The sequence below is a fragment of the Pseudoxanthomonas putridarboris genome (genome assembly GCF_038321125.1).
GTDB lineage: Bacteria > Pseudomonadota > Gammaproteobacteria > Xanthomonadales > Xanthomonadaceae > Pseudoxanthomonas_A > Pseudoxanthomonas_A putridarboris.
The window spans coordinates 130,215-154,695 of record NZ_JBBWWT010000003.1 but is presented as its reverse complement, the minus strand read 5'-3'; the positions used below and the strand labels follow the sequence as shown (position 1 = coordinate 154,695).

General features: G+C 66.7%; 24 protein-coding genes. 8 read left to right on the top strand and 16 right to left on the bottom strand.

Going from position 1 to position 24,481, the window contains the following annotated elements; all coding sequences use genetic code 11:
• Positions 1 to 184: 184 nt before the first annotated feature.
• From bamB to ndk, 6 genes are read right to left on the bottom strand one after another with little or no spacing between them, the layout of a single operon-like run.
• Positions 185 to 1,372, bottom strand: coding sequence for an outer membrane protein assembly factor BamB (bamB, locus tag AAD027_RS08195; protein ID WP_341725533.1), 1,188 nt, complete (start codon positions 1,370 to 1,372; stop codon positions 185 to 187).
• Positions 1,372 to 2,007, bottom strand: coding sequence for a YfgM family protein (locus AAD027_RS08190; RefSeq protein WP_341725532.1), 636 nt, complete (start codon positions 2,005 to 2,007; stop codon positions 1,372 to 1,374). Before AAD027_RS08190 ends, bamB begins: the two co-directional genes overlap by 1 nt.
• A 60-nt stretch (positions 2,008 to 2,067) precedes the next feature.
• Positions 2,068 to 2,880: a helix-turn-helix domain-containing protein gene (locus AAD027_RS08185; RefSeq protein ID WP_341725531.1), complete on the bottom strand. Its 813-nt coding sequence runs from the start codon at positions 2,878 to 2,880 to the stop codon at positions 2,068 to 2,070.
• Positions 2,877 to 3,692, bottom strand: a complete 816-nt coding sequence (gene pilW, locus AAD027_RS08180) for a type IV pilus biogenesis/stability protein PilW (protein WP_425605419.1) — start codon at positions 3,690 to 3,692, stop codon at positions 2,877 to 2,879. The genes AAD027_RS08185 and pilW overlap by 4 nt, the downstream gene beginning before the upstream one ends.
• Complete coding sequence (rlmN, locus tag AAD027_RS08175; protein ID WP_341725530.1) at positions 3,682 to 4,905, bottom strand: dual-specificity RNA methyltransferase RlmN; 1,224 nt, start codon at positions 4,903 to 4,905, stop codon at positions 3,682 to 3,684. Before rlmN ends, pilW begins: the two co-directional genes overlap by 11 nt.
• A 10-nt stretch (positions 4,906 to 4,915) precedes the next feature.
• The gene (gene ndk, locus AAD027_RS08170) at positions 4,916 to 5,341 is read right to left on the bottom strand and encodes a nucleoside-diphosphate kinase (RefSeq protein WP_341725529.1); all 426 of its coding nucleotides are present in this window, start codon (positions 5,339 to 5,341) and stop codon (positions 4,916 to 4,918) included.
• Positions 5,342 to 5,563: 222 nt separating this feature from the next.
• On the opposite strand from ndk, the gene AAD027_RS08165 reads away from it, so the two are divergent.
• The 3 genes from AAD027_RS08165 (at position 5,564) to AAD027_RS08155 (ending at position 10,037) form a co-directional block, all read left to right on the top strand.
• Complete coding sequence (locus AAD027_RS08165) at positions 5,564 to 6,184, top strand: TetR/AcrR family transcriptional regulator (protein WP_341725528.1); 621 nt, start codon at positions 5,564 to 5,566, stop codon at positions 6,182 to 6,184.
• Positions 6,185 to 6,306: 122 nt separating this feature from the next.
• Positions 6,307 to 8,679, top strand: coding sequence for a 3-hydroxyacyl-CoA dehydrogenase/enoyl-CoA hydratase family protein (locus AAD027_RS08160; RefSeq protein ID WP_341725866.1), 2,373 nt, complete (start codon positions 6,307 to 6,309; stop codon positions 8,677 to 8,679).
• Between the two features lie 155 nt (positions 8,680 to 8,834).
• A complete protein-coding gene (locus AAD027_RS08155; protein WP_341725527.1) occupies positions 8,835 to 10,037 on the top strand; it encodes an acetyl-CoA C-acyltransferase in 1,203 nt (400 codons plus the stop codon).
• Between the two features lie 81 nt (positions 10,038 to 10,118).
• Here AAD027_RS08155 and AAD027_RS08150 read toward each other — a convergent pair whose 3' ends face one another.
• The 10 genes from AAD027_RS08150 to cmk form a co-directional block, all read right to left on the bottom strand.
• Positions 10,119 to 10,460, bottom strand: coding sequence for a tRNA-binding protein (locus AAD027_RS08150; RefSeq protein WP_345786437.1), 342 nt, complete (start codon positions 10,458 to 10,460; stop codon positions 10,119 to 10,121).
• Positions 10,457 to 11,701: an NAD(P)/FAD-dependent oxidoreductase gene (locus AAD027_RS08145; protein WP_341725526.1), complete on the bottom strand. Its 1,245-nt coding sequence runs from the start codon at positions 11,699 to 11,701 to the stop codon at positions 10,457 to 10,459. Before AAD027_RS08145 ends, AAD027_RS08150 begins: the two co-directional genes overlap by 4 nt.
• A 128-nt stretch (positions 11,702 to 11,829) precedes the next feature.
• Positions 11,830 to 12,729 carry a UTP--glucose-1-phosphate uridylyltransferase GalU gene (gene galU, locus AAD027_RS08140; RefSeq protein ID WP_341725525.1) on the bottom strand — a complete coding sequence of 300 codons (900 nt, stop codon included), beginning with the start codon at positions 12,727 to 12,729 and terminating at the stop codon, positions 11,830 to 11,832.
• A complete protein-coding gene (locus AAD027_RS08135) occupies positions 12,726 to 14,639 on the bottom strand; it encodes a polysaccharide biosynthesis protein (protein WP_341725524.1) in 1,914 nt (637 codons plus the stop codon). Before AAD027_RS08135 ends, galU begins: the two co-directional genes overlap by 4 nt.
• A gap of 18 nt (positions 14,640 to 14,657) precedes the next feature.
• Positions 14,658 to 15,623, bottom strand: coding sequence for an MraY family glycosyltransferase (locus tag AAD027_RS08130; protein ID WP_341725523.1), 966 nt, complete (start codon positions 15,621 to 15,623; stop codon positions 14,658 to 14,660).
• Between the two features lie 8 nt (positions 15,624 to 15,631).
• Positions 15,632 to 16,810: a lipopolysaccharide assembly protein LapB gene (gene lapB, locus AAD027_RS08125; RefSeq protein ID WP_341725522.1), complete on the bottom strand. Its 1,179-nt coding sequence runs from the start codon at positions 16,808 to 16,810 to the stop codon at positions 15,632 to 15,634.
• A gap of 3 nt (positions 16,811 to 16,813) precedes the next feature.
• Positions 16,814 to 17,098 (bottom strand): hypothetical protein, encoded by a 285-nt coding sequence (locus AAD027_RS08120; RefSeq protein WP_341725521.1) that lies wholly within the window; start codon positions 17,096 to 17,098, stop codon positions 16,814 to 16,816.
• 76 nt (positions 17,099 to 17,174) lie between these two features.
• Positions 17,175 to 17,480: an integration host factor subunit beta gene (locus tag AAD027_RS08115; RefSeq protein ID WP_341725520.1), complete on the bottom strand. Its 306-nt coding sequence runs from the start codon at positions 17,478 to 17,480 to the stop codon at positions 17,175 to 17,177.
• Positions 17,481 to 17,572: 92 nt separating this feature from the next.
• Entirely contained in the window at positions 17,573 to 19,264 is a 1,692-nt protein-coding gene (rpsA, locus tag AAD027_RS08110; RefSeq protein ID WP_341725519.1) for a 30S ribosomal protein S1, read from the bottom strand.
• Positions 19,265 to 19,452: 188 nt separating this feature from the next.
• Positions 19,453 to 20,121, bottom strand: a complete 669-nt coding sequence (gene cmk / locus AAD027_RS08105; protein ID WP_341725518.1) for a (d)CMP kinase — start codon at positions 20,119 to 20,121, stop codon at positions 19,453 to 19,455.
• Between the two features lie 171 nt (positions 20,122 to 20,292).
• On the opposite strand from cmk, the gene ykgO reads away from it, so the two are divergent.
• The 5 genes from ykgO (at position 20,293) to AAD027_RS08080 (ending at position 24,458) form a co-directional block, all read left to right on the top strand.
• Positions 20,293 to 20,418, top strand: a complete 126-nt coding sequence (ykgO, locus tag AAD027_RS08100; RefSeq protein ID WP_010342887.1) for a type B 50S ribosomal protein L36 — start codon at positions 20,293 to 20,295, stop codon at positions 20,416 to 20,418.
• 214 nt (positions 20,419 to 20,632) lie between these two features.
• A complete protein-coding gene (locus AAD027_RS08095; protein WP_341725864.1) occupies positions 20,633 to 20,962 on the top strand; it encodes a hypothetical protein in 330 nt (109 codons plus the stop codon).
• Positions 20,963 to 20,996: 34 nt separating this feature from the next.
• A complete protein-coding gene (locus AAD027_RS08090; RefSeq protein ID WP_341725517.1) occupies positions 20,997 to 22,034 on the top strand; it encodes an agmatine deiminase family protein in 1,038 nt (345 codons plus the stop codon).
• Positions 22,035 to 22,157: 123 nt separating this feature from the next.
• Positions 22,158 to 23,132 (top strand): aldo/keto reductase, encoded by a 975-nt coding sequence (locus AAD027_RS08085; RefSeq protein WP_341725516.1) that lies wholly within the window; start codon positions 22,158 to 22,160, stop codon positions 23,130 to 23,132.
• 9 nt (positions 23,133 to 23,141) lie between these two features.
• Positions 23,142 to 24,458: an NTP/NDP exchange transporter gene (locus tag AAD027_RS08080; RefSeq protein ID WP_341725515.1), complete on the top strand. Its 1,317-nt coding sequence runs from the start codon at positions 23,142 to 23,144 to the stop codon at positions 24,456 to 24,458.
• Positions 24,459 to 24,481: the final 23 nt, after the last annotated feature.

Below are 24,481 nucleotides of genomic sequence, written 5' to 3'. Positions count from 1 at the left end.
AGGAAGGGATGAAGGAATGCCGGAACGGCGGCGCGGCACGCGCGAGGCGGCCGTTCCGGTACGGAACGGGCCGTCATGGTATCGGGAAATGCGCGCTCCGTCGCGAAGAAGGGCCGCGAGGCGGCCCTTCCACAACGCAGTGTCGGCAGGATCGCCGGGGCCGGATGCGCCCCGGCCCGCTGGATCACCTGAAGCCGAACGCGGTCAGGCCGCCCTCCACGTCCTGCACGACCAGGACGCCGCCGGCTTCGACCGGCTTGCCGCGCAGCGTCTTGCCGCCGACGCGCGCGCGCGCGGCCTGCTCGCCGTTGTCCAGCTTCAACCAGTGCAGGTAGCCGTCGAAGTCGCCGACCACGGCGTAGTCGCCATGGATGGTCGGCGCGGTCAGCGAACGGCGGGCCAGCGTGGTGTTCGACCACAACGCAGCGCCGCTGTACTTGTCCAGCGCCCACACCGTGCCGGCCGGGTCGGACACCAGCACCGCGCTGCTGGTGACGCCGAGGCCGCCGGCGCCACCGTTCTCGCGCGTCCACAACGGGCGGCCCGACGGGCCCTCGATGGCGACGGTTTCCTTCTTGTAGCTGGTGGCGAACAGCGTGGTGCCTTCCAGCACCGGGGCACCGTCCACGTCGGCCATGCGCTCCAGTTCGGTGCGGCCTTCGGGAATCCCGACCGCCTGCGTCCACAGCGGGCGGCCGTCGTTGGCGGCCAGCGCGGTCACCGTGCCATCGTCGTTGCCGATGAACAGCACGCCGGGCCCCAGTACCACCGGCGCATTGCCGCGCACGGTCAGGCTGGGCAACTCGTTGTTCCAGAACCAGCGGCGCTCGCCGCTGGCGGCATCGAACGCGGAGACGCGGCCATCGTTGGTGCGGACGAAGACCATGCCCTGCCCGATGGCGGGCGCGGCGATGACTTCATTGGGCACCTTGGCCTGCCACTTCTCGGCGCCGGTGGAGGCGTCAAGCACGATCACCTGGCCGTCCAGCGTACCGACCGCCACCAGGCCATCGCCCGAACCGGGACCGCCGGAGAGGCGCAGCTTGGACTTGTACTGCCAGACGGACCTGCCGGTCTGCAGGTCGAAGGCGCGCACGCCGCCTTCCACCGCCGCGGCATACACGCGACCGTCGTTGATCGACGGCGTCTGCTGCACGCCGACGCGGCCCTCGCCCTTGCCGGCGTTGGCGCTCCAGAGCTTGGAAACGTTCGTGCTGGCGGCGAAGTCGGTGAGCTTGGCCGGCTCGGTCGGCTTCTCGCCTTCCTTTTCTTTGCTGCCGAACCAGCCCTTGATGGTGCTGCAGCCCGCCAAGGCGACCAGCAGGGTCGCGGCGATCAGCAACCGCGATAACACGGAAGAGGAAGCACGCATCAGGCGTTGTCTCCCGTCTTCGGCGGCGTGCCGCCGGCGCCGGCCAGCTTCAATTCGACCAGGCGGCGCTGCGGCGAGGCCACGTCCAGCGTGGTCAGGGCCTTGGTATAGGCCTCCTGCGCTTCCTTGGCCTTGCCGGCGGCGAGCAGGGCGTCGCCGCGCGCTTCCAGGCTGGACGCATCGTCCGCCTGTGCCAGCAGCTTCAGGGCTTCGTCGTGCTTGCCGGCGTCGTTCAACAGGCGCGCCAGGCGCAGGTTGACGATGGGGCGAAGCGAAGCATCGGGAGTCAGTGCACGCAGCGTGGCGATGGCCGCGTCGCGTTCCCCTGCCTGCACCTGGGCCTTGGCCAGTTGCAGCCCGGCCAGATCGGCATAGATCTCGTCTTCGGCGGAGAGCTTGGCGACGACGGCCTGGGCCTGCTTGAGGTCGTTGCCGGCGGCCCCCTCCAGGGCGGCCTGGTAATCCTGGTGGGCCTGCTCGTTCTTCCGGGCCTGGTCCTTCTGCCACCATTGCCAGCCCAGGATGACCGCAAGGCCGAGGGCCACGCCGCCGATCAGGCCGGCGCCATTGTTCCTCAGCCAGCTGCGGACACGTTCGCTTTGTTCGTGCTCGTCGAGCAGATCATCAATCGCCATGCGCTCTCTTGCCCCGTCGAGGCGGGGTCTTGGTCTTGGTTGGACAAACCCGCGCGCGGGTCAGTCACCGACCGGCGCTAGGGAACCCTCAGAGGATACCGCAAAGCGTGCGACGTTCGCTCGCTGGTACGGCGCCAGATCCACCGTACTACCCGCATGCTGAACCTCGACCGCTGTGGCATCGCCCAGTTTGACGCGGCCCACCTCGCCCCGCGCGTAGCGACGCTCCTCGCCCGACTTGATCAATGCGTGCTCGACCTTGCGTCCGTCGGGCGCGTTGACCTCCACCCAGCTGTCGCCCTTGAAACGCAACGACAACCAGGGCGCGGCAGCGCGCGGAATCGGCGCCATCGAGGCCACGTACGGCGTCGCCTGCGACCGCGTGGCCGCTGGCCTTCCGTGGGTCTGCGCCGGGCCGGCGGTCTCGGCCGGGACCACGTCCAGCGACGCGGTCGTGTTCGCGGGACTCTTGCCCAGTTGCGGGCGAAGGCCCATCCACACCGGGGTGACGATGACCACGGTCAGCACCACGTACACGGCGCGGCGCTTGGCGCTCTCGAAGAAATGCTGGAAGCGCGGCGTATAGCTGTGGCTGACCAGTTCGGCCGGCTGCACCGGGCCGATCGCGGCCTGCTGAAGGAACGGCTCCACGTCGATCCCCACCAGCCGGGCGTAGCTGCGCAACTGGCCGCGCACGAACACGGCTCCCCCCAGCTGCTCCCACTGCCCGGCCTCCAGGGCCTGCAGCACCCGGCTTGGCATCTTCAATCGCTGGCTGACATCCTGAAGCGACATTCCGGCGCGTTCGCGCGCCGCCCGCAGCGATTCCCCGCAGCCCTGCGGGTGCTGCGATCCCACATCGAAATCCGTCATGGCCCTGCTTTTCCCCCAGTTGTGACGTCCACCGCGTCGGGGAACTCCGCCCGAAGTCGCTGAACATATCGGCTGGCAGCGGCCTTGTCGCCGAGTCTTTCTTCAATCTGTGATGCGAGTTTCAACACGCTGGCGTTGGCTGGTGCAGCCGCCAGGCGACGCTCCACGAACGCGCGCGCCGGCAAGTAGCGCTGATGCCGGAATTCGACTTCCGCCAGCGCACCCAGTGCGGTGGCGTTGGACGGGTCGAGGGAAAGCGCCTGCCGCAGGTCGCGCTCGGCCCGTTCGATCTGGCCGGACGACAGCGCGCAATTGCCGGCATTGGCCAGCGCCATCGCCGGCGTCGGGTAGTCCGGCGCGCGCAAGGCGCGGTCGAACCACACCAGGGATTCGGGCGCGAAGCCGTTCGCGCACAGCCAGGTGCCGTAGTTGTTCTGCACCATGCCCTGCTGCGGGGCCAGTTCCGCGGCGCGCTTGTACAGTTCGCCCGCCTGCTTGGAGCGGCCGCGGCGATCCTCGACGACCGCCATCATGGTGGTCGCGTCGACCGAATTCGGATCCAGCTTCAGCGCGGCCTGCGCCTCGCGGGCCGCGGCATCCAGTTCGCCGGTCTGCAGGCGCTGCACCGAACGCGACAGCATGCCCTGGATGGCCTGGCGGCGCTTGACCTCGGGACTGTCCTTGACGTGGTAGTCCTCGGCGATCTGCTCGCCGTCCTTGCGCTCCATCTTCGGTTTGACGAAGGTCAGGCGGCTGCAGCCGGTGGCCAGCAGTATGGGGACGAGCAACAGCCAGAACCCCTTATGCCGCATCGTCGATGCCCTGTTCCTGCAGGTGGCGGCGGAATTCGGCCTGCCGGCGGGTGCGGTCCATCACCTGCCCCTTGAGCTGTCCGCAGGCCGCGTCGATGTCGTCGCCGCGCGTGCGCCGGACCATGGTCAGCACGTGGGCATCGAGCAGCAGTTTCTGGAAGGCGCGGATGTCCTCTTCCGGCGCGCGTTCGTAGCGGGTGCCGGGGAACGGATTGAAAGGGATCAGGTTGACCTTGCCCGCATCCTTCGACTGCACCGCATTGCCGAACTTGCGCATCAGCTGCGCAAGCTGGCGCGCGTGTTCGGGCTGGTCGTTGACGCCCTTCATCAGCGTGTATTCGAAGGTCACCGATTCGCGCTTCTTGTTGGCGCGCAGGTAGCGGGCGCAGGACGCCATCAGCTCGGCGATCGGATACTTCCTGTTGAGCGGCACCAACTGTTCGCGCAGCGCGTCGTTCGGGGCGTGCAACGACACCGCCAGCGACACGTCGGTCTCGGTCGAAAGCCTGTCGATCATCGGCACCAGGCCGGACGTGGACAGCGTCACCCGCTTGCTGGCGAGGCCGTAGCCCAGGTCGTCGCGCATGATGTTCATGGCGCGCACCACGTTGTCGAAGTTCAGCAGCGGCTCGCCCATGCCCATCATCACCACGTTGGTGAGACGGCGGTTCTGCGCGGGCACGTTGCCCAGGTGGCGCGCGGTGATCCACACCTGCCCGATGATCTCGGCGGTGGTCAGGTTGCGGTTGAAGCCCTGGGTGGCGGTGGAGCAGAACGTGCAGTTCAGCCCGCAACCCACCTGCGACGACACGCACAGCGTGCCGCGGTTCTTGTCGGGGATGTAGACGGTTTCCACCGCGTTCTTGCCGTCCACGCCCATGCCCAGCAGCCACTTGTGGGTGCCGTCGGCGGAGGGCTTGTCGAACACGATGCCGGGGACGACGACCTCGGCATGTTCCTGCAGCTTGGCTCGCAGGTTCTTGCCGAGGTCGGTCATCTGTTCGAACTCGGTGACGTAGCGGTGATGGATCCACTTCATCACCTGGTGGGCGCGGAACTTCTGTTCGCCGAGTCGCTCGACGAAGAAACGCTCCATGCCTTCCCGGTCCAGGTCCAGCAGGTTCTGTTTCGCGGACACGACCGCGCCGACGGCCACGGATTGCGCATCCGTGGCCAGCTTCAATTCGATCGGCGCTAGTTCGTGGCTGCTCATCGCCTGCTGCTTAGCGCGAGAACACTTCGGTGGCGGCGAAGAAATAGGCGATCTCGATGTTCGCGTTCTCGACCGAATCCGAACCGTGCGCGGCATTGGCGTCGATGGAGTCGGCGAAGTCGGCGCGGATCGTGCCCGGCGCGGCTTCCTTCGGATTGGTGGCGCCGAGGATTTCGCGATGCTTGAGGACCGCGTTCTCGCCTTCCAGCACTTGCACGACGACCGGGCCGGAGATCATGAACTCGACCAGCGCGTTGAAGAACGGGCGCTCGCGGTGCACGGCGTAGAAACCTTCGGCTTCACGACGCGACAGGTGCTTCATCTTGCTGGCCACGATCTTCAGGCCGGCCTTTTCGAAACGTGCATAGATTTCGCCGATGACGTTCTTGGCAACGGCATCGGGCTTGACGATCGACAGGGTGCGCTCCAGCGCCATGGGGATTTTCTCCGTTGGGCGGGCCACTAAAGGGCCCAAGGTTAACATAAAAAACCCGCGTCGAAACGCGGGCTTAGACCAGAAAGCGTAGCGAGATTCTAACGTATCCCGGCGCAGGATGCAGCGGGTCCTTTCGACCGGATTGCTGCTTAGCAGCATGACAGTCGCGGACGACAGGCGGACAATGAATCAAACAAGCGTTTGATTAAGCCGGAGACTCCATTGGGCAACGCCACGCACTTTTCCACCAAGGAACGGATCCTGGGGGCCGCCGAAGAACTGTTCGCCCAGCACGGCTTCGCCGGCACCTCGCTGCGCCAGGTCACCAGCCGGGCCGACGTCAACATCGCCGCGGTCAACTACCACTTCGGCAGCAAGGAGAACCTGGTCAACGAGGTCTTCCGCCGCAGGATGGACGACATGACCGCGGCCCGCCTGTCCCAGCTGCAGAAGGCCCTGGCCGAGCGGCCGGGCGAACTGGAACCCATCCTTGCCGCCTTCGTCGAGCCCGCGCTGGCGCTGGCCCAGGACCGTCACGGCGGCGGCGCCTTCGTCCGGGTGATCGCCCGCGCCTACGCCGAGAAGAACGACGGCCTGCGCCAGTTCCTGTCCGACCACTACGGCCACGTGCTGCGCGAGTTCGGCAAGGCCATCGCCGCCTGCGTCCCGGCGCTGAGCAAGGAAGAGTTGTACTGGCGCCTGGACTTCTTTTCCGGTGCGCTGACCTACGCCATGGCCGACTTCGGCCTGATCAAGCGTCCCGCCAATGTCACCGAGGTGGCGCATCGTCAGCGGGCTGCACAGGAACTGATCCGCTTCGCCGCGGCCGGATTGAAAAGCTGAGCCGCCACGGATGATGCGGATGAGCACGGATAAGGCAGCAGGCTCTTCGTAAGGGGCTGTATTCGTGTTCGCCCGCATGATACGTGGCTAAATTTTCTTTAAATTACAATAGGTTGATGAATATGTCTCAGAAACTACTTGTACGCAAGGCGGCCGTGCTCGGCGCCGGTGTCATGGGCGCACAGATCGCCGCGCACCTGACCAACGCCGGCGTCGATACGGTGCTGTTCGACCTGCCCGCCAAGGACGGTCATCCCGACGGCATCGTGCTGAAGGCGATCGCCAACCTGGCCAAGCTGAGCCCTGCCCCGCTGGCCGGCAAGTCGCTGGCCGAGGCGATCACTCCGGCCAACTACGAAACCGGGCTCGAACACCTGAAGGGCTGCGACCTGATCATCGAGGCCATCGCCGAGCGGATGGACTGGAAGCAGGACCTGTACAAGAAGATCGCGCCGTTCGTGGCTGGCCATGCCGTACTGGCCAGCAACACGTCCGGATTGGGAATCAACAAGTTGGCAGAAGTTCTTCCCGAAGAACTTCGCCACCGCTTCTGCGGCGTGCACTTCTTCAACCCGCCGCGCTACATGCATCTGGCCGAGCTGATCCCGGCCAAGACCACCGACGCCGCGGTGCTGGAAGGGTTGGAAACCTTCCTGACCACCACGCTGGGCAAGGGCGTGGTCTACGCCAAGGACACCCCGAACTTCATCGGCAACCGGATCGGCGTGTTCTCGATCCTGGCCACCGCCCACCACACGGCGGAGTTCAAGCTGGGCTTCGACGAAGTGGACGCCATCACCGGTCCGCTGATCGGCCGGCCCAAGTCGGCCACCTACCGCACCTCCGATGTGGTCGGCCTGGACACCATGGCCCACGTCATCAAGACCATGGGCGACACCCTGCCCGACGATCCGTGGCACAAGCACTTCGCCGCGCCGAAGTGGCTGGAGGCGTTGATCGCCAAGGGCGCGCTGGGCCAGAAGACCGGCGCGGGCATCTTCCGCAAGGTCGGCAAGGACATCGTGGTGCTGGACCTGGCCAAGCAGGACTACCGCCCCGCCGACCGCGCCGCCGCGCCGGACGTGGTCGAGATACTGAAGATCAGGAACCCGGCCGAGAAGTTCGCCAAACTGCGCGAAAGCGAGCATCCGCAGGCGCAGTTCCTGTGGGCGGTGTTCCGCGACCTGTTCCACTACAGCGCCTTCCACCTGTCCGACATCGCCGACACCGCGCGCGACGTGGACCTGGCCATCCGCTGGGGCTACGGCTGGTCGCTGGGCCCGTTCGAGACCTGGCAGGCGGCAGGCTGGAAGCAGGTGGCGCAGTGGATCGCCGACGACATCGTCGCCGGCAAGGCCATGAGCAGCGCGCCGCTGCCGAACTGGGTGTTCGACGGACGCGAGGGCGTGCATGCCGCCGAAGGCAGCTACAGCCCCGCCCGCAACGCCAAGCTGCCGCGCTCGGCCCTGCCCGTCTACCAGCGCCAGCGTTTCCCGGACCCGCTGCTGGGCGAAGTGTTCCCGCAGGGCGAGACGATCTACGAAAACGACGGCGTGCGGCTGTGGACCGACGGCGACGGCATCGGCGTGGTCAGCTTCAAGACCAAGATGAACACCGTGTCCGATGCGGTGCTGGATGGCTTGCAGGAAGCGGTCGCCATCGCCGAGCAGAAGTTCAAGGGCCTGGTGATCTGGCAGCCGAAGGAACCGTTCTCCGCCGGCGCCGACCTGGCCGGTGCGCTGGGCGCGTTGCAGGCCGGCAAGATCGCCGAGTTCGAAGCGATGGTCGCCAACTTCCAGGCCACCAGCCAGCGCATCAAGTACGCGCTGGTGCCGGTCGTCGCGGCCGTGCGCGGCCTGGCCCTGGGCGGCGGTTGCGAGTTCCAGATGCACAGCGCCAAGGCGGTGGCGTCGCTGGAAAGCTACATCGGCCTGGTCGAGGCCGGCGTGGGCCTGCTGCCGGCCGGCGGCGGCCTCAAGGAACTCGCCGTGCGCGCTTCCGCGGCGGCGGGTCCGGGCGGCGATGTGTTCGCCGAACTGAAGAAGACCTTCGAGACCGTGGCGATGGCCAAGGTGTCCGCCTCCGCCGTGGAGGCCAAGGAACTGGGCTTGCTGCGCCCGACCGACCACGTGGTCTTCAACGCCTACGAGCAGTTGTATGTGGCCAGGCAGCAGGTACTGGCGCTGGCCGAAAGCGGCTACCGCCCGCCCCTGCCCGCCCGCCGCATCCAGGTGGCCGGCGACGTCGGCATCGCCACCTTCAAGATGATGCTGGTCAACATGCTGGAAGGCCGCTTCATCAGCGACTACGACTACGAGATCGCCGTGCGCATCGCCACCGTGCTGTGCGGCGGCGAGATCGATCGCGGCGCGCTGGTGGACGAGGACTGGCTGCTGAAACTGGAGCGCAAGCACTTCGTCGAACTGGCCCAGCAGGAAAAGACCCAGGCCCGCATCGCGCACATGCTGAAGACGGGCAAGCCGCTGAGGAACTGAGATTCGGGATTCGGGATTGGAGATTCGTAACAGCGGACTCCGATTCCTTCCAACCTTCCAAAATTCCGCCGGGTGCAAGAGTCGTTCGGAGAAACAGGATTCGCTTTTGCGAATCCCGATTCCCGAATCCCCAATCCCGGCTTTCGGAGAAAGCCATGAAACAGATCCAAGAAGCCTACATCGTCGCCGCCACCCGCACCCCGGTCGGCAAGGCGCCGAAAGGCGTATTCCGCAACACCCGCCCGGACGACATGCTGGCGCACGTGCTGAAATCCGTGATTGCGCAGGCGCCCGGCATCGACGTCGATCGCATCGACGACGCCATCATCGGCTGCGCCATGCCCGAGGGCGAGCAAGGCATGAACGTGGCGCGCATCGGCGTGCTGCTGGCCGGCCTGCCCAACACCATCGCCGCGCAAACCATCAACCGCTTCTGCTCCTCCGGCCTGCAGGCGGTGGCGATGGCCGCGGACCAGATCCGCCTGGGCAATGCCGACCTGATGCTGGCCGGCGGCACCGAGTCGATGTCGATGGTGCCGATGATGGGCAACAAGATCGCGATGGCACCCAGCGTGTTCGACAACGACCATGTCGCCATCGCCTACGGCATGGGCATCACCGCCGAGAAGGTCGCCGAGGAATGGAAGGTCAGCCGCGAAGAGCAGGACGCGTTCGCCCTGGCATCGCACCAGAAGGCGCTGGCCGCACAGGCCGCCGGCGAATTCAAGGACGAGATCAGCCCGTACGAAGTCGTCTCCCGCCAACCCGATCTGGCGGGCAACCTCGTGCGGCTGAAGAAGCTGCTGGTCGAACAGGACGAAGGCCCGCGCGCCGACACCTCGCTGGAAGGCCTGGCCAAGCTGCGCACCGTGTTCCGCAACCCGCAGTTCGGCGGCACCGTCACCGCCGGCACCTCGTCGCAGATGAGCGACGGCGCGGCCGGCGTGCTGCTGGCCTCGGAACAGGCGATCAAGGATTACGGCCTCACCCCGCTGGCGCGCTTCGTCAGCTTTTCCGTCGCCGGCGTGCGCCCGGAAGTGATGGGCATCGGCCCGATCGCGGCGATCCCGAAGGCCTTGAAGCAGGCCGGCCTGACCAAGGACCAACTGGACTGGATCGAACTCAACGAAGCCTTCGCCGCGCAGGCGCTGGCCGTGATCCGCGACAGCGAACTGGACGCATCGAAGGTCAATCCGCTCGGTGGCGCCATCGCGCTGGGCCATCCGCTGGGCGCGACCGGTGCGATCCGCACCGCCACCATCGTGCACGGCATGCGTCGCCGCCAGCAGAAGTACGGCATGGTGACCATGTGCATCGGCACCGGCATGGGCGCGGCGGGCATCTTCGAGTCGCTCTGATCGAAGCCGACTTTCCGGAAACTCCGATCACGAATGGCGCCGAAAGGCGCCATTCTTTTTCCACCGGCCGGACACGAGGGCTCAGGCCATTCGGGTTCCGTCCGGCACCGGCCTTTCCACCGTGGCGACGACCACGCCTTCGTCGGTATGGAAGCCTGTCAACAGGAATTCGGACAGGAACGGCCCCACCTGTTTCGGCGGAAAGTTGATGACACCCACGATCTGCCTGCCAACGAGATCCTCCGCGGCATAAAGCGCCTTGACCTGCGCACTGGTTTTCTTCACCCCGTACGGACCGAAGTCGACCCACAGCTTCCAGGCTGGCTTGCGCGCCTGCGGGAATTCCTCCACTTTCAGCACGGTGCCCGCGCACAACAGGACGCGCTGGAAATCGGTCCACTCGATGGTGTCCAGGTCGTTCATGGCCTCTTTCCTCTTTCCATCCTGTCCTTCCAGGCGTCCTTGAACTGGGCCCACCAGTAACCGAGCTGCGCCCCCACGAATCCCGCCGGCTTCAGGGCCGAGACGAGGCCGTAGTCGGAGAATTCGCGCCAGCGCCCATCGCCCTCGGCGATCGCCGCGGCGATGATTTCGCCGGCGAACGTGGTGGGTGCCACGCCATGCCCGCCGAACGCCTGCGCCAGCCACAATCCTTCGTCCACCTTGCCGATCTGCGGCATCTCATGGCGCGCATAGCTCATCAGGCCCGACCAGGCGTAGTCGATGCCGACGCCTTCCAGTTGCGGGAAGACTTTCATCAGGTCGCGGTAGAGCAATCGCTTCACCGCCGCCGGTGCGCGATCCCGCACGGAAATCCGCCCGCCCCACAGCAGGCGCGTGTCCGGCAGCGGACGGTAGTAGTCGAAGGCGAAGCGGGTGTCGTAGATGGCGGCACGGGTCCTCAGCGCGTCGTCCATTCGCGAATGCAGGGGCTCGGTGACCATGGCGTAGGTGGCGATGGGAAGGACGCCCGCATCCACGCGGCGGTGAAGCCCGGCCAGGTATCCCCCACAGGCCAGCACGACGTTCCTGGCGCTTACCTGGCCCTGCGGAGTCTCCACGCACCAGCCCGCTCCTTCGCGCCGCAGCGCGATCGCAGGCGAGTGGGCGAACACCGAGACGCCCTGTGCGAGCGCTATCCGCGCGATGCCGTAGGCGTACTTCAATGGATGGAAATGGAACGCCTGTGGCTCGAACAACGCATCGTGGTAGCGATGGGTCCGGATGCGCTCACGCACGTCCTCGCGCGGCATCCATTGCCAATCCTGGGCGTAATGCTCGGCAAGCAGGCGTTGCCGGACGCGCAGCACGTCCTGGTCCCGGAACCAGTTGGCCCAGATCACCCCCGCCCGCGTGTCGTCGCAGGCGATGGCATGGCGGATGATGCGCTGCCGGATCAGTTCGACCGCATCGGTCGTGCCGGCGTAGAGCGCCCGGGCTCGCGACGGCCCGAGTTCGCGCAGCAACGCGCCCTCGCCACGCGAGAAACCGCCGAACACGAAGCCGCCGTTGCGACCCGACGCGCCGTAGCCCGGCATCCGGGCCTCGAGCACGACGACATCCCGGACGCCTCGTTCGGCCAATCCCAACGCCGTGTTGAGACCGGCAAACCCGCCACCGATCACGCATACCGACATCTCCAGGCGCTGCTGGAGTGCGGGCAACGACGGTGGAATCCCCGCTGTATCGAGGTAGTAATTGGCAGCCGGTGCCGGGTGCGAAGCAAGCATGGATGGGCGACGTAGAAGTAATGGACTGAACCGTCCCCACTACCATAGCCGCTCGAGGCGGGCTATTTCAGCTCCTGCACGCCCAGTTCGTTCAGCGCACTCTGCATCATGTCGCGCGCGGCATCGCTCAGCGTTTCGTGGTCCAGCGCGTAACGGATGGTCGCCTCGATCAAGCCGATATGGGTGCCGCAATCGAAACGGGTGCCCTGGAAGCGATAGGCATGGACGGGTTTCTCCGTCAGCAGTGCGGCGATGGCATCGGTCAGCTGGATCTCGCCGCCCGCGCCAGGCTGCGTGCTCTCCAGCAAGCCGAAGATGCGCGAATCGAGTACATACCGCCCCACTACCGCCAGGTTGCTGGGCGCCACTTCAGGCTTGGGTTTCTCGACGATGGCATCGATGCGGCCCTCGCGCCCGGAGAAGTTGCCGGTGGCCACGATGCCGTAACTGCCGGTCTGCTCGTGCGGCACGTCCTGCACGGCGATCATGCTGGCACCGGAAATTTCGGCGGCGTCGGCCATCTGCTTCAGGGCGCCGGGACCCCGGTTCCAGATCAGGTCGTCGGGCAGCAGCACCGCGAATGGCTCATCGCCCACGATGGGTTTCGCGCACAGCACCGCATGGCCCAGGCCCAGCGCCTCGGCCTGGGTCACGAACACCGCGCGCACATGCCGAGGCAATACGTTGCGGATCAGCTCCAACTGCTCGTGCTTGCCGGACTGTTCCAGCTTCTGTTCCAGTTCGTAAGCCTTGTCGAAGTAATCCGCCACCGCGTGCTTGTAGCGGTTGGTCACGAACACCAGGGTGTCGCATCCCGCCTCGACGGCTTCGTCGACGGCGTACTGGATCAGCGGCCGATCGATGATCGGCAGCATTTCCTTGGGAACGGTCTTGGTGGCGGGAAGGAAACGGGTGCCGAGTCCCGCAACGGGAAACACGGCTTTGCGGATGCGCTGGTTCATCGGATCCTGCGGGCTTCGCGGCCTGGGAAGGCCACGATGTTAGCCGATGCGGCCTCTTCCTGATTCGACATCGGCGTGAATTCCGGCACGGCGACCCGCAGCACTTCCTGGAGTTCTTCCGAGTCGTAACGGCCATACGCGGCGCGCAGGCGCTGCAGCGCCAGCTCGATGAACTCGGGCGAGACCTCGCGCGCCACCGCCTGCATGATCTTGGAATGCGAGGTGGGACGATAACGCTCGTCCGCGTGGAACAGGGTTTCGTGCAGCTTCTCGCCCGGCCGCAGGCCGGTGTAGACGATGGCGATGTCGCGTCCGGGCTGCTTGCCGGCCAGGCGGATCATCTGTTCGGCCAGCAAGCGGATCGGTACCGGTTCGCCCATGTCCAGCGTATAGATCGATGCGTGGGCCGCTCCCGACGCCGCCTGCAGGATCAACTGGCAGGCCTCCGGAATGGTCATGAAATAGCGGGATACGTCCGGATCGGTCACCGTCACCGGCCCGCCCTTGCGGATCTGCTCGCGGAACAGCGGGACAACGCTGCCGGCGGAATCCAGCACGTTGCCGAACCGCACGGTCACGTAGCGCGTGCGGGAATGGCTGTCGTCCAGTGCCTGGCACGCCATTTCCGCCAGGCGTTTGGTCGCGCCCAGCACGTTGGCCGGATCCACCGCTTTGTCGGTGGAGATCAGCACGAAGGTCGATACCCCCACCTCCCGGCAGGCACGCGCCACCGTCTCCGTGGCCAACACGTTGTTGCCGATGGCTTCGCGCAGGTGCTGTTCGAGCAGCGGCACCTGCTTGTAGGCCGCCGCATGGAAGACCGCATCGGGCTCTGCGAGACGCAGGGCATGCGCGATCACCGCCGGGTCGCCGCAATTGCCCAGCACCGGCAGGATTTCCAGGTCGGGGAACGCGCGCTGCAGGTCGCCCTGTATGGTGATCAGCGCCAGTTCGTCGATTTCCAGCAACGCGATGCGTTGCGCCCCGTGCCGCGCGCACTGTCGGCAAAGTTCCGAACCGATGGAGCCGCCGGCGCCGGTGACCATGACCGTGCGCCCGCCCAGCCAGCCCCGGATCAGCTTCCAGTCCGGCGTGACGGACTTGCGGCCCAGCAGGTCCTCGATGGCGACCTCCTTCAGGTCGCCCGGCATCGACTGGCCTTCCAGCACGTTGACCAGCCGCGGCACCATCCGGAATGGCAGGCCGGTGCTTTCGCAGATCGCCACGACGCGCTGCATGGCCGGCGCATCCAGCGACGGCATCGCGATGACCAGCATGCGGGCAGCCGTCTCGCGGGCCACCGCGGCCGCGCTCTCCAGGCCACCCAGCACCGGAACGCCCTGCAGCTTGGATCCGTGCAGCCTGGGGGCATCGTCGAGGAAAGCCACCGGATAGTAGACGCCGGTACGGCGCAGTTCGCGCACCAGCGCCTCGCCCGCCCTGCCCGCTCCCAGGATCAGGACGCGCGAGGCCGTCTCCTGCGAGCGCTGGGCCTGGCTGTCCTTCCAGGCCCGATAGACCAGGCGAGGCAGGCCAAGGAAGCCCACCAGGGCGAACGGATAGAAGCCCAGCACGGCGCGCGGCGTCGAGCCGAATCGATTGTAGAAGAACAGGCCGGTCACCACCGCCAGGAATCCCAGCGCGCTGGCCTTCACGATGTTCCACAGGTCCGGCAAGCTGGCAAAGCGCCAGAGGCCCCGGTAGAGGCCCATCCACCAGAAGACAAGGCCCTGCCCCAACAGGACGATGGCGACTTCGTTCGACCAGAAGGGAAATTCCGGCGGCTGCGCCACCATGGCATAGCGCAGGCGGTGCAACACCTGCCAGCACAGCCACACCATCGCCAGGTCATGCAGGGCCACCAGGAAACGGGGCAGTGTGCTGCTTACGCGATCTCGCCAGGAATTCATTGCGTCCCTCTCCTTGAACTAGCCACGCACTCTCCTTCGCAAAATTCCCCACATCGCCGACGCTCCCATATACACGCAGACCGTCGCGGCAAGCGCTGTCCGGGCATCCTCCTGGGACAGGAGATAGGTTAACAGTAAAGTAACGCCACCGAATGCTGCGTAAATCACGGTTACCGCCGTATGACCGAAACGCCGGGCGGCGGACTGGTAAAGATGCGTCACATGGGGCGTCCACCACCGTTCTCCTATCAGCATGCGCCTCAGCAATGTGAAGCCCGCGTCGACAAGGAAGGCGCATAGCGGCAAGCACAGCAATGGCCACGGGGCTGTCGAGCGGGTCCATCCAGCCGCCAGCAGGGCCGCCAGGGAAAAACCCAGCGCTCCGCTGCCCACGTCCCCCAGGAAGATGCGGGCCCGCGGGAAATTGAAGGGCAGGAACCCCAGGCAGGCCGCCAGCAATCCGGCCGCCAGCCAGGCCCAGTCGCCCTGCAGCGAGAAAGCGAACCCGCACGCGGCGATCGCCGCCTGGCTTGCGGCCAGCCCATTGATCCCGTCCATGAAATTCCAGACGTTGACCAATACCAGCGCGGCCGCAAAGGCGATCATGGCGGCCAGGGGATCTCCACTGTCCCGGCCCGCGGCCATGGCGAGCAATCCGGCGGCGACCGCCTGCACGACCAACCGGGACGCGGGGGAAAGGGGGCGATGATCGTCCCACCAGCCGATGCCGGCCACCAGCACCAGGCCGACCAGGAAGGCGGGCAGCAGGGTTCCCTGCCCCTGATCCGGGCCGTTCCAGAGCAGCCATCCGCCAGCGCACAGCAGGGCCGCCACGATGGCGATGCCGCCGCCACGCGGGGTGGCCACCGTGTGGCTGCGCCGCTCGCCCGGGTGGTCCATCAGGTTGCCGCGCAGGGCGTAATGCCGTGCCATCCAGGCCCCTGCCACTGCGATGCCGAAGTGCAGCAACAGCCAGTACGTCATGGCCGGCACTACACCACCGCGTAATTGAGCAGCGGCTTGATGGTGCCCCATTCCTTGCAACTGGGGCATTGCCAATGATGGGTACGAGCGCCGAAGCCGCAACGGGTGCAGCGGTAGCTGGGATTGCGCACCAGCAATTGATCGGTGATGTGCTTCAGGTCGTGCAGGGTCGCGGACGGGTCCGCGCCCTCGGCCAGCGTCAGGTCGATCAGCGCCGCTTCGCCGCGCACGGAAGGACGGTCCTTCAGCTGGCGCGCCAGATAGGCCCGCGCCGCCGCCACGCCGTCCTGGCGTTCCACCAGCTTGGTGAGTGCCAGCACCGGCGCGATGCCGCGGTAGTGCTCGCACATCTCCGACAGGAAGGCCCGCGCCCCCGACAGGTCGCCCACCTGTTCATAGCTGGCCAGCAGGCTGGGCAGCACTTCCGGCAGGTAGTCCGGATCATGGCGTGCCGCCCGCTCGAAGGCGCGGATGGCGGCCTCGTGGTGGCCGGCATCGGTTTCGATGCGGCCTTCGATGATGCCGGCCCGCACGCTGCCCGCATCGGCCTGGTAGGCCCGCGCGACGGCGGCGCGGGCCGCTTCCACGTTGTTGGCGGTGCGCTGGCGCTCGGCCAGTTCGCACTCGAACTGCGCCACCAGCTTGCCCATCGCTTCGCCGGTGGCTTCTTCGTAGCGCATCGCGTTTTCGATGGCCTTTTCCCAGTCGCGTTCGGACTGGTAGATGCCGATCAGGTGCTTGAGCGCCTGCGGGGCGCGCTGGTCGATGCGGGCAAGGTCGCTGAACACGGTTTCGGCACGGTCCAGCAGGCCGGAACGCATGTAGTCCTCGCCCAGCGCCAGCAGCGCCTGGACCTTCTGCGCATCGTTCAGGTCGGGGCGCTGCACCAGCCCCTGGTGCAGGCGGATGGCGCGGTCCACCTCGCCACGGCGCCGGAACAGGTGCCCCAGCGCGACCTGGGTCTCGAAGGTTTCCTTGTCCAGTTCGGCGATGTGCAGGAACAGCTCGATGGCCTTGTCCGGCTGTTCGTTCAACAGGTAGTTCAGGCCGCGGAAATACGTGGTGGACAGCCGGCTGACCTGGGTGTCGCCATGTCGCTGCCCGCCCCTGCGGCCGATGATCCAGCCGCTCAGCGCGGCCAGCGGCAGGAACAGGAAGAACCAGAACCACTCGGTCAGGAAGGCCATGGGTCAGACGCCGTTGCCGGTGGAAACGGAGTCGCCGGAGGCACTGGAAGCCTGCGCCTTGCCTGCCTTGCGCAACTTGGCGTACAGCGGCAGTACAAGCGTGGCCAATACGATCGATCCGCCGATCACGACCCCCGTCAACAAGGACAGGATGATGGCGTTGCCGGGCGTGGTGGACCACTGGAAGAAGATCAGGTCCAGGGTGATGGCCGGGCTGTCGTTGAGGAAGCCGATCACCAGCCCCAGGATCAGGAAGACCAGGGCAACGACCAGGCGGAACATGTTCATCAGGCGGCTCCTTGCGGGATAGCGCCTAGCTTAACGGAGACGGCGCGCATCGACACGGCGCCGCGGAACGGAAGGGCTACTCGCCGGCTTCCTCGATCGGCGTGACGTCGCTGACGCGCTCACGCAGTTCCTTGCCGGGCTTGAAGTGCGGCACGTGCTTGGCGGGCAGCGCCACCGATTCGCCGGTCTTGGGATTGCGCCCCAGGCGGGGCGGACGGTAGTGCAGCGAGAAACTGCCGAAACCGCGGATCTCGATGCGGTCGCCCTGCGCCAATGCGCCGCCCATCATCTCCAGCAACGCCTTCACGGCCAGGTCCACGTCCTCTGCCTTGAGGTGCGGCTGGCGGCGGGTCAGGATTTCGATGAGTTCGGATTTGGTCATCGCATGCGGGTTCGGGCGGGTGTACCCGAACCGGCCCGGGTGACCCCGGGCCGGCTGGGAACGGACTTGCTTTGAGCGTCTGTCGCCCGGGCTTACTCGGACTTGCCGCCATCCAGTTGCGCGCGCAGCAGCGCGCCCAAGCTGGTGGTGCCGGCGGCGGCTTCGCTGGCGGACTTGTTGTACTCGGCCAGCGCTTCGGCGGTTTCCGCTTCGTCCTTGGCCTTGATCGACAACTGCAGGGTGCGGCCCTTGCGGTCCATGCCGATGAACTTGGCTTCGACCTTGTCGCCGACCTTCAGGTGCTGGCTGGCGTCGTCCACGCGGTCGTGGCTGATGTCGCGGGCCGACACGTAGCCTTCGATGCCGTCGGCCAGTTCGATGGTGGCGCCCTTGGCGTCCACTTCCTTGACCACGCCCTCGACCTTCGAGCCCTTCGGATGGGCGGCCATGTACTGGCCGAACGGATCCTGCTCGAGCTGCTTCACGCCCAGGCTGATGCGCTCGCGCTCCGGATCGACGGCCAGCACCACGGCTTCCAGCGTGTCGCCCTTCTTGAAGTTGCGCACGACGTCTTCGCCGGTGGTGTTCCAGCTGATGTCGGACAGGTGGATCAGGCCGTCGATGCCGCCGTCCAGGCCGATGAAGATGCCGAAATCGGTGATCGACTTGATCTGGCCGGACACCTTGTCGTTCTTCTTGTGGGTGGCCGCGAAGGTCTCCCACGGATTGGCGGCGACCTGCTTCATGCCCAGCGAGATGCGGCGACGCTCTTCGTCCACGTCCAGCACCATCACTTCGACCTCGTCGCCGACCTGCACGACCTTGGACGGATTGACGTTCTTGTTGGTCCAGTCCATCTCGGACACGTGCACCAGGCCTTCGACGCCCGGCTCGATCTCGACGAACGCACCGTAATCGGTGACGTTGGAGACCTTGCCGAACACGCGGCTGTTGGCCGGGTAGCGGCGGGCGATGTTGTCCCACGGATCCTCGCCCAGTTGCTTCAGGCCCAGCGAGACGCGGTTGCGCTCACGGTCGTACTTCAGCACGCGGACGTCCAGCTCCTGGCCGACTTCCACGACTTCGGACGGATGGCGCACGCGCTTCCAGGCCATGTCGGTGATGTGCAGCAGGCCGTCGATGCCGCCCAGGTCGACGAACGCGCCGTAGTCGGTGAGGTTCTTGACCACACCCTTCAGCACCACGCCTTCCTGCAGCTTGTCCATCAATTGCTCGCGCTCTTCCGAATGCTCGCTCTCGACCACCGCACGGCGGGAGACGACCACATTGTTGCGCTTGCGGTCCAGCTTGATGAGCTTGAATTCCAGCTCCTTGCCTTCCAGGTAGCCCGGGTCGCGCACGGGGCGCACGTCGACCAGCGAGCCCGGCAGGAACGCGCGGACGTCCTTGATGTCGACGGTGAAGCCGCCCTTGACCTTGCCGCTGATGCGGCCGGTGATGGTTTCGTTCTTCTCCAGCGCTTCTTCCAGCTCGTCCCACACCATGGCGCGCTTGGCCTTCTCGCGCGAGAGGACGGTTTCGCCGAAGCCGTTCTCGATGGAGTCGAGCGCGACCTTCACTTCGTCGCCCACGCCCACGTCGATCTCGCCGGCGTCGTTCCGGAACTGTTCGATCGGCACGATGCCTTCGGACTTCAGGCCGGCGTTGATCACCACCACGTCGTTGCGGACTTCCACGACGACGCCGGTGACGATGGCGCCCGGCTTCAGCTTGGCCAGTTGGGTCTGGCTCTGTTCAAACAGTTCGGCAAATGATTCGGTCATTGTTGATTACTCAGTTGGACACACGGACAGGTGTTCGCCGGATGCGGCGAGCCCCCCTGTCCACCCTTTCGGCACGGAAGTGCCGTGTGTTGGAGTGGAAAAACCGCCGCCATGGCACCATTGCCGCGGGACGGGACTGTCTCTGCCGCACGTGGATCCGCGCTGCGTGCGGACGCGATGAATCCGGGTTACGGCTTCACCAGCGACAGCACGCGCTCGACCACCTGATCGATGTCCAGGCCGGTGGTGTCGATGAGGACGGCGTCTTCGGCCGGCCGCAACGGCGCCACCGTGCGCTGCGCATCACGGGCGTCGCGGGCGAGGATCTCGCGTAGCAGACCGTCGATTGTGACCGAAACCCCTTTGTCTTTCAACTGCTTATACCGTCTTTCCGCCCGTTCCTCGGCGCTGGCGGTCAGGAACACCTTGTAGGGGGCATCCGGGAAGATCACCGTGCCCATGTCCCGGCCATCGGCGACCAGCCCCGGCGGCTGCCGGAAGGCCCGCTGGCGCTCCTTCAGGGCGGACCGCACCTCAGGGATCGCCGCGATGGCCGAGGCCAGGGCGCCGGTGGTTTCCAGGCGCAGCTCGTCGGTGGCGTCAAGGTCGTCCACGATCACCCGCAGCCCATCGTCGGCCTCGCGGAAGCGGATGGTGGTGTCGAAGGCGCAGCGGACCAGTGCCGCCGGGTCGGAAATGTCCAGGTCGGCCCAGCTGGCCGCCACCCCCACCGCCCGGTAGAGCGCCCCGGAATCCAGGTAATGCCAGCCCAGCCGACGGGCGGCGATCCGGCTGACCGTGCCCTTTCCGGCGCCGGAGGGGCCATCGATGGTCAGTACGGGGGCGGTGTCGGGCATGGCGGATCCTTGTGGTTTTCCGCCATTATGCCGCCCCCTCGCCCGCCCTCGCCTGCCCGGACGCCGCCGGCCGTTCCCGGAGCGACCGCAACCGCTTGATATGCCAATGGAATTGCCGTTAGAATAGCGGGCTTAGTTTCGCCCACACTCTTTTACGCCGAGGTTTATCTCATGAAGGTCCTGTCCTCCCTGAAGTCGGCGAAGGCCCGTCACCGCGACTGCAAGGTGGTCCGCCGCCGCGGAAAGGTCTTCGTGATCTGCAAGTCCAACCCGCGTTTCAAGGCGCGCCAGCGCTGAGGCTGCGGGACACCCCGACGGGCGGCAGCCAGTTCCCGTCCGCGTGGCGCAAAGCAAAAAGCCGCCGCAAGGCGGCTTTTTGTTTCAGCCCATTCATTGCTCGGGCGCGCGGCGACGCGCCGATCCATCCATCGCCGCGCATTACTTGCGGCGCGGCGGTTTTTTGTTGGCGGCCTTTTGTTATAAATGGCGGGTCACCCAGGGGAACCCACTCATGAACCGTCGCGCCCTCGCACTCCCGTTGATCGCCCTGCTCGGCCTCGCCGGCCACGCCGCCGCCGACACCCTACTGGTCGAACGCGCCCGGGAAAAGCCGGCGGAAGCCGCGCCCGTCCGTGGACAGACCGCCGCCCAGGTGGAAGCCCGTTTCGGCGCCCCGCAACAGAAGCTCGAACCGCGCGGCGGACAGAAGCGCCAATGGCCGGTGATCAACCGCTGGGTCTATCCGGACTTCACGGTGTATTTCGAGAAGAACCGCGTCATCGACGTGGTGCTCAACAAGGCCAGCGCCGAGGAAATCGGCCCGAAGCCGCCGATCCGTTGACCCCGCCTTTCCACGCAACCTCCAGCGCAAGCCGATGACCGATGCTTTCCGTTTCCCCGCGGAGTGGGAGCCCCAATCCGCGGTCCTGATCGCGTGGCCGCACGCCGAGACCGACTGGGCCGAGCGCCTGGCCGCGGTCGAGGACACCTACGTCGCCCTGGTCGCGGCCATCGCCCGTTTCCAGGACGTGGTGGTCTGCGTGGCCGACGACGACCTGCAGACCTATGCCGAGGCGCGCCTGCGCTCGGCGCGGGTGGACATGCGGCGCGTGCGCTTCGTCTTGGCCGAATACGACGACACCTGGTTGCGCGATTCCGGCCCCATCACCCTGCGCGACCGCGACAATGCCCACTTCAAGCTGCTCGATTTCCGCTTCACCGGCTGGGGCGGCAAGTACGAAGCCAGCCGCGACGACCAGTTGGTGGGCGAGCTCTCGGGCATGGAGTTGTTTCATAACTATTTCGTCCAAAGCATTGATTTTGCTTTGGAGGGCGGCGCCATCGAGACCGATGGCGATGGTACTCTGCTGACCACCTGGCAATGCCTGCACGAACGCCACCCGGACGCCTCGCGCGAGGAACTGACGGCCAAGCTGGCCGGCTGGCTGAAGCAGGACCGCGTGCTGTGGCTGGACCATGGCTACCTGGAAGGCGACGACACCGACGCCCACATCGACACCCTGGCCCGCTTCGCGCCGGGCGATGCCATCGTATTCCAGGCCTGCGACGACCCCGCCGATTCGCACCATGCCGAACTGCAGGCGATGGCGGCCGACATCGCGGCCTTGCGCACGCGCGACGGCAAGCCCTACCGCCCGTTCCCGCTGCCATGGGCGCGGCCGGTGATCGACGACGGCCGCCGCCTGGCGGCGTCCTATGCCAACTACCTGATCGTCAACGGCGCCGTCCTGATGCCGGCCTATGGCGATGCGGCCGACGACCGCGCCGCCGTCGTGCTGGCGCAGGCCTATCCGGACCGCGAGATCGTGCAGGTGCCCTGCCGTCCGCTGATCTGGCAGAACGGCAGCCTGCACTGCATCACCATGCAACTGCCGGCGGGCCTGCTCGGCTGATCGTGTTTCCGTCACGGTTCGCCGCATCCGTGGCGTACGTCGGGGCGGGTTGAACGTTTCGTTTACACACCGTGCCCGCCGATCATCGATAACCGGTGGTTCCTTACGCATGAGGAGTCCGCCGTGTACACACGACGCAAGTTCCTGACCACGTCCGCCATCGCGGCCGCCGGCATCGGCCTGGCGGCCTGCCGGGATGCGGCGCAGGCCAATGGCGCCACGCCTTCCGCCGCCTCCGCCGCGCAGGCCGCCAGCGCGCCCGTCCTGTCGGGCCCGTTGAACACCCGGGCGATTCCCGCCACCGGCGAAAGGATCCCGGTGATCGGCATGGGCACCTCCGGCAGTTTCGAGGTCGGCCAGTCGGCCGCCGAACTGGACCCGTTGCGCGAGGTGCTGAAGCGCTTCTTCGCCGCCGGCGCCACCCTGATCGACACCGCCCCCACCTACAGCGTCGCCGAGGACGTGATGGGGGCCCTGCTCGCCGAGCAGGACCTGACGGCGAAGGCCTGGCTGGCCACCAAGCTGTCGGGTGTCAGCGGCCGCGAGGCCGGCCTGGCGCAGTTCGACGACTCACTGCGTCGCCTCAAGACCGACAAGGTGGCGCTGTTGCAGGTGCACAACCTGCGCGACCTGAAGACCCAGCTGGCCGTCGCGCGGGAACTGAAGGAACAGGGCAAGGTACGCTACGTGGGCGTCACTCATTACGTGGAAAGCGCGCAGGACGAACTGGCCGACGTCGTGCAGGCGGAGAAGCCCGACTTCCTGCAGATCAACTATTCCGTGGTCAGCCGGGGCGCGGAGAAGCGGGTGCTGCCGCTGGCGCAGGACCTGGGCGTGGCCGTGCTGATCAACCGGGCGTTCGAGGACGGCAAGCTGTTCGCGCAGGTGAAGGACAAGCCGCTGCCGGCGGCGGTCGCCGAGACCGGCGTGTCCTCGTGGGCACAGGCCTTCCTCAAGTTCGCGCTGAGCCACCAGGCGGTCACCGCGGTGATCCCGGCGACCGGCAAGCCCGACCGCCAGAGCGACAACCTGCAGGCCGGCCTTGGCCCCGACCTGACCGAGACGCAGCGCCAGGCGCTGATCGCCGCGCTGGCCTGACCCGCCGCGATGAACGACCCGGCCGCCGGAACCCCGCCACCGCTGCGCTTCATCGCCCGCGTCTTCAACGTGGAACCGCACGAAGCGCCGGCGGTGGGCGCCGGGCTGGCGATGTTCTTCCTGTTGTTCACCGGCTACTTCATGCTGCGGCCGATCCGCGAAACGATGGGCGTGGCCGGTGGCGTGGACAACCTGCAATGGCTGTTCACCGGCACCTTCCTCGCCACGCTGGCGGTGCTGCCGCTGTTCGGCTGGCTGGCGTCGAAGGTGTCGCGGCGGCGGATCGTGCCGTGGGTGTTCGGCTTCGTCGTCGCCAGCCTGCTGGCGTTCGGCGTGGCCATGCTGGTGCAGCCCGAGAACGTGTGGATCGCGCGCGGGTTCTACATCTGGGTGTCGGTGATCAACCTGCTGATGATCTCGCTGGCCTGGAGCGTATTGGCCGACGTGATGGCCAGCAGCGAGGCGAAGCGGCTGTTCGCGCTGATCGCAGGCGGCGCCAGCCTGGGCGGACTGGTCGGACCGCTGCTGACCACGGCCCTGGTGGAACCGCTGGGCCACGGCGGGCTGATGCTGCTGTCGGCCGTGCTGATCGCGGCCAGCGCGGGCACCGCCACCTGGTTGCATCGCTGGCGCGACCGCCATCCATTGCCCGCGGGTGCCAGCACCAGCGAACAGCGACGGCAGCCGCTGGGCGGAAATCCCTTCGCGGGCGCGACGGCGGTATTCCGCTCGCCCTACCTGCTGGGCATCGCGCTGTTCGTGCTGCTGCTGAGCAGCGTCACCACCTTCCTCTATTTCGAGCAGGCGCGGCTGGTGGAGGAATACTTCCCCGACCGGACGCGGCAGACCCAGGTGTTCGGCCTGATCGACACGGTGGTGCAGACGCTGGCCATCCTCAGCCAGTTGTTCATCACCGGCCGCATCGCGCAACGGCTGGGCGTGGGGATACTGCTGGTGGCGGTGCCGCTGGTGGTGGCCGCCGGCTTCCTGTGGCTGGCGCTGGCGCCGGTCTTCGCCGTGTTCGTGGTGGTGATGGTGGTGCGGCGCGCGGGCGAATACGCTTTCGTGCGGCCCGGCCGCGAGATGCTCTACACCGTGGTCCCGGCCGAACAGAAGTACAAGGCCAAGAACTTCATCGACACCGTGGTCTATCGCGGCGGCGATGCGCTGAGCGGATGGGTCAAGCGGGCGCTGGACGTGCTGGCCGAGCACCCGTCGATGGCCATGTTCATCGGCGCCGCCATCGCGCTGGCCTGGGCATTCACCGGGCATGCGCTGGGCCGCCAGCAGCAGCGGCGGGAAACCGCCCCCGATGCGTCCGCCTGAGCGACCCGTTCACGCCGCGTCCG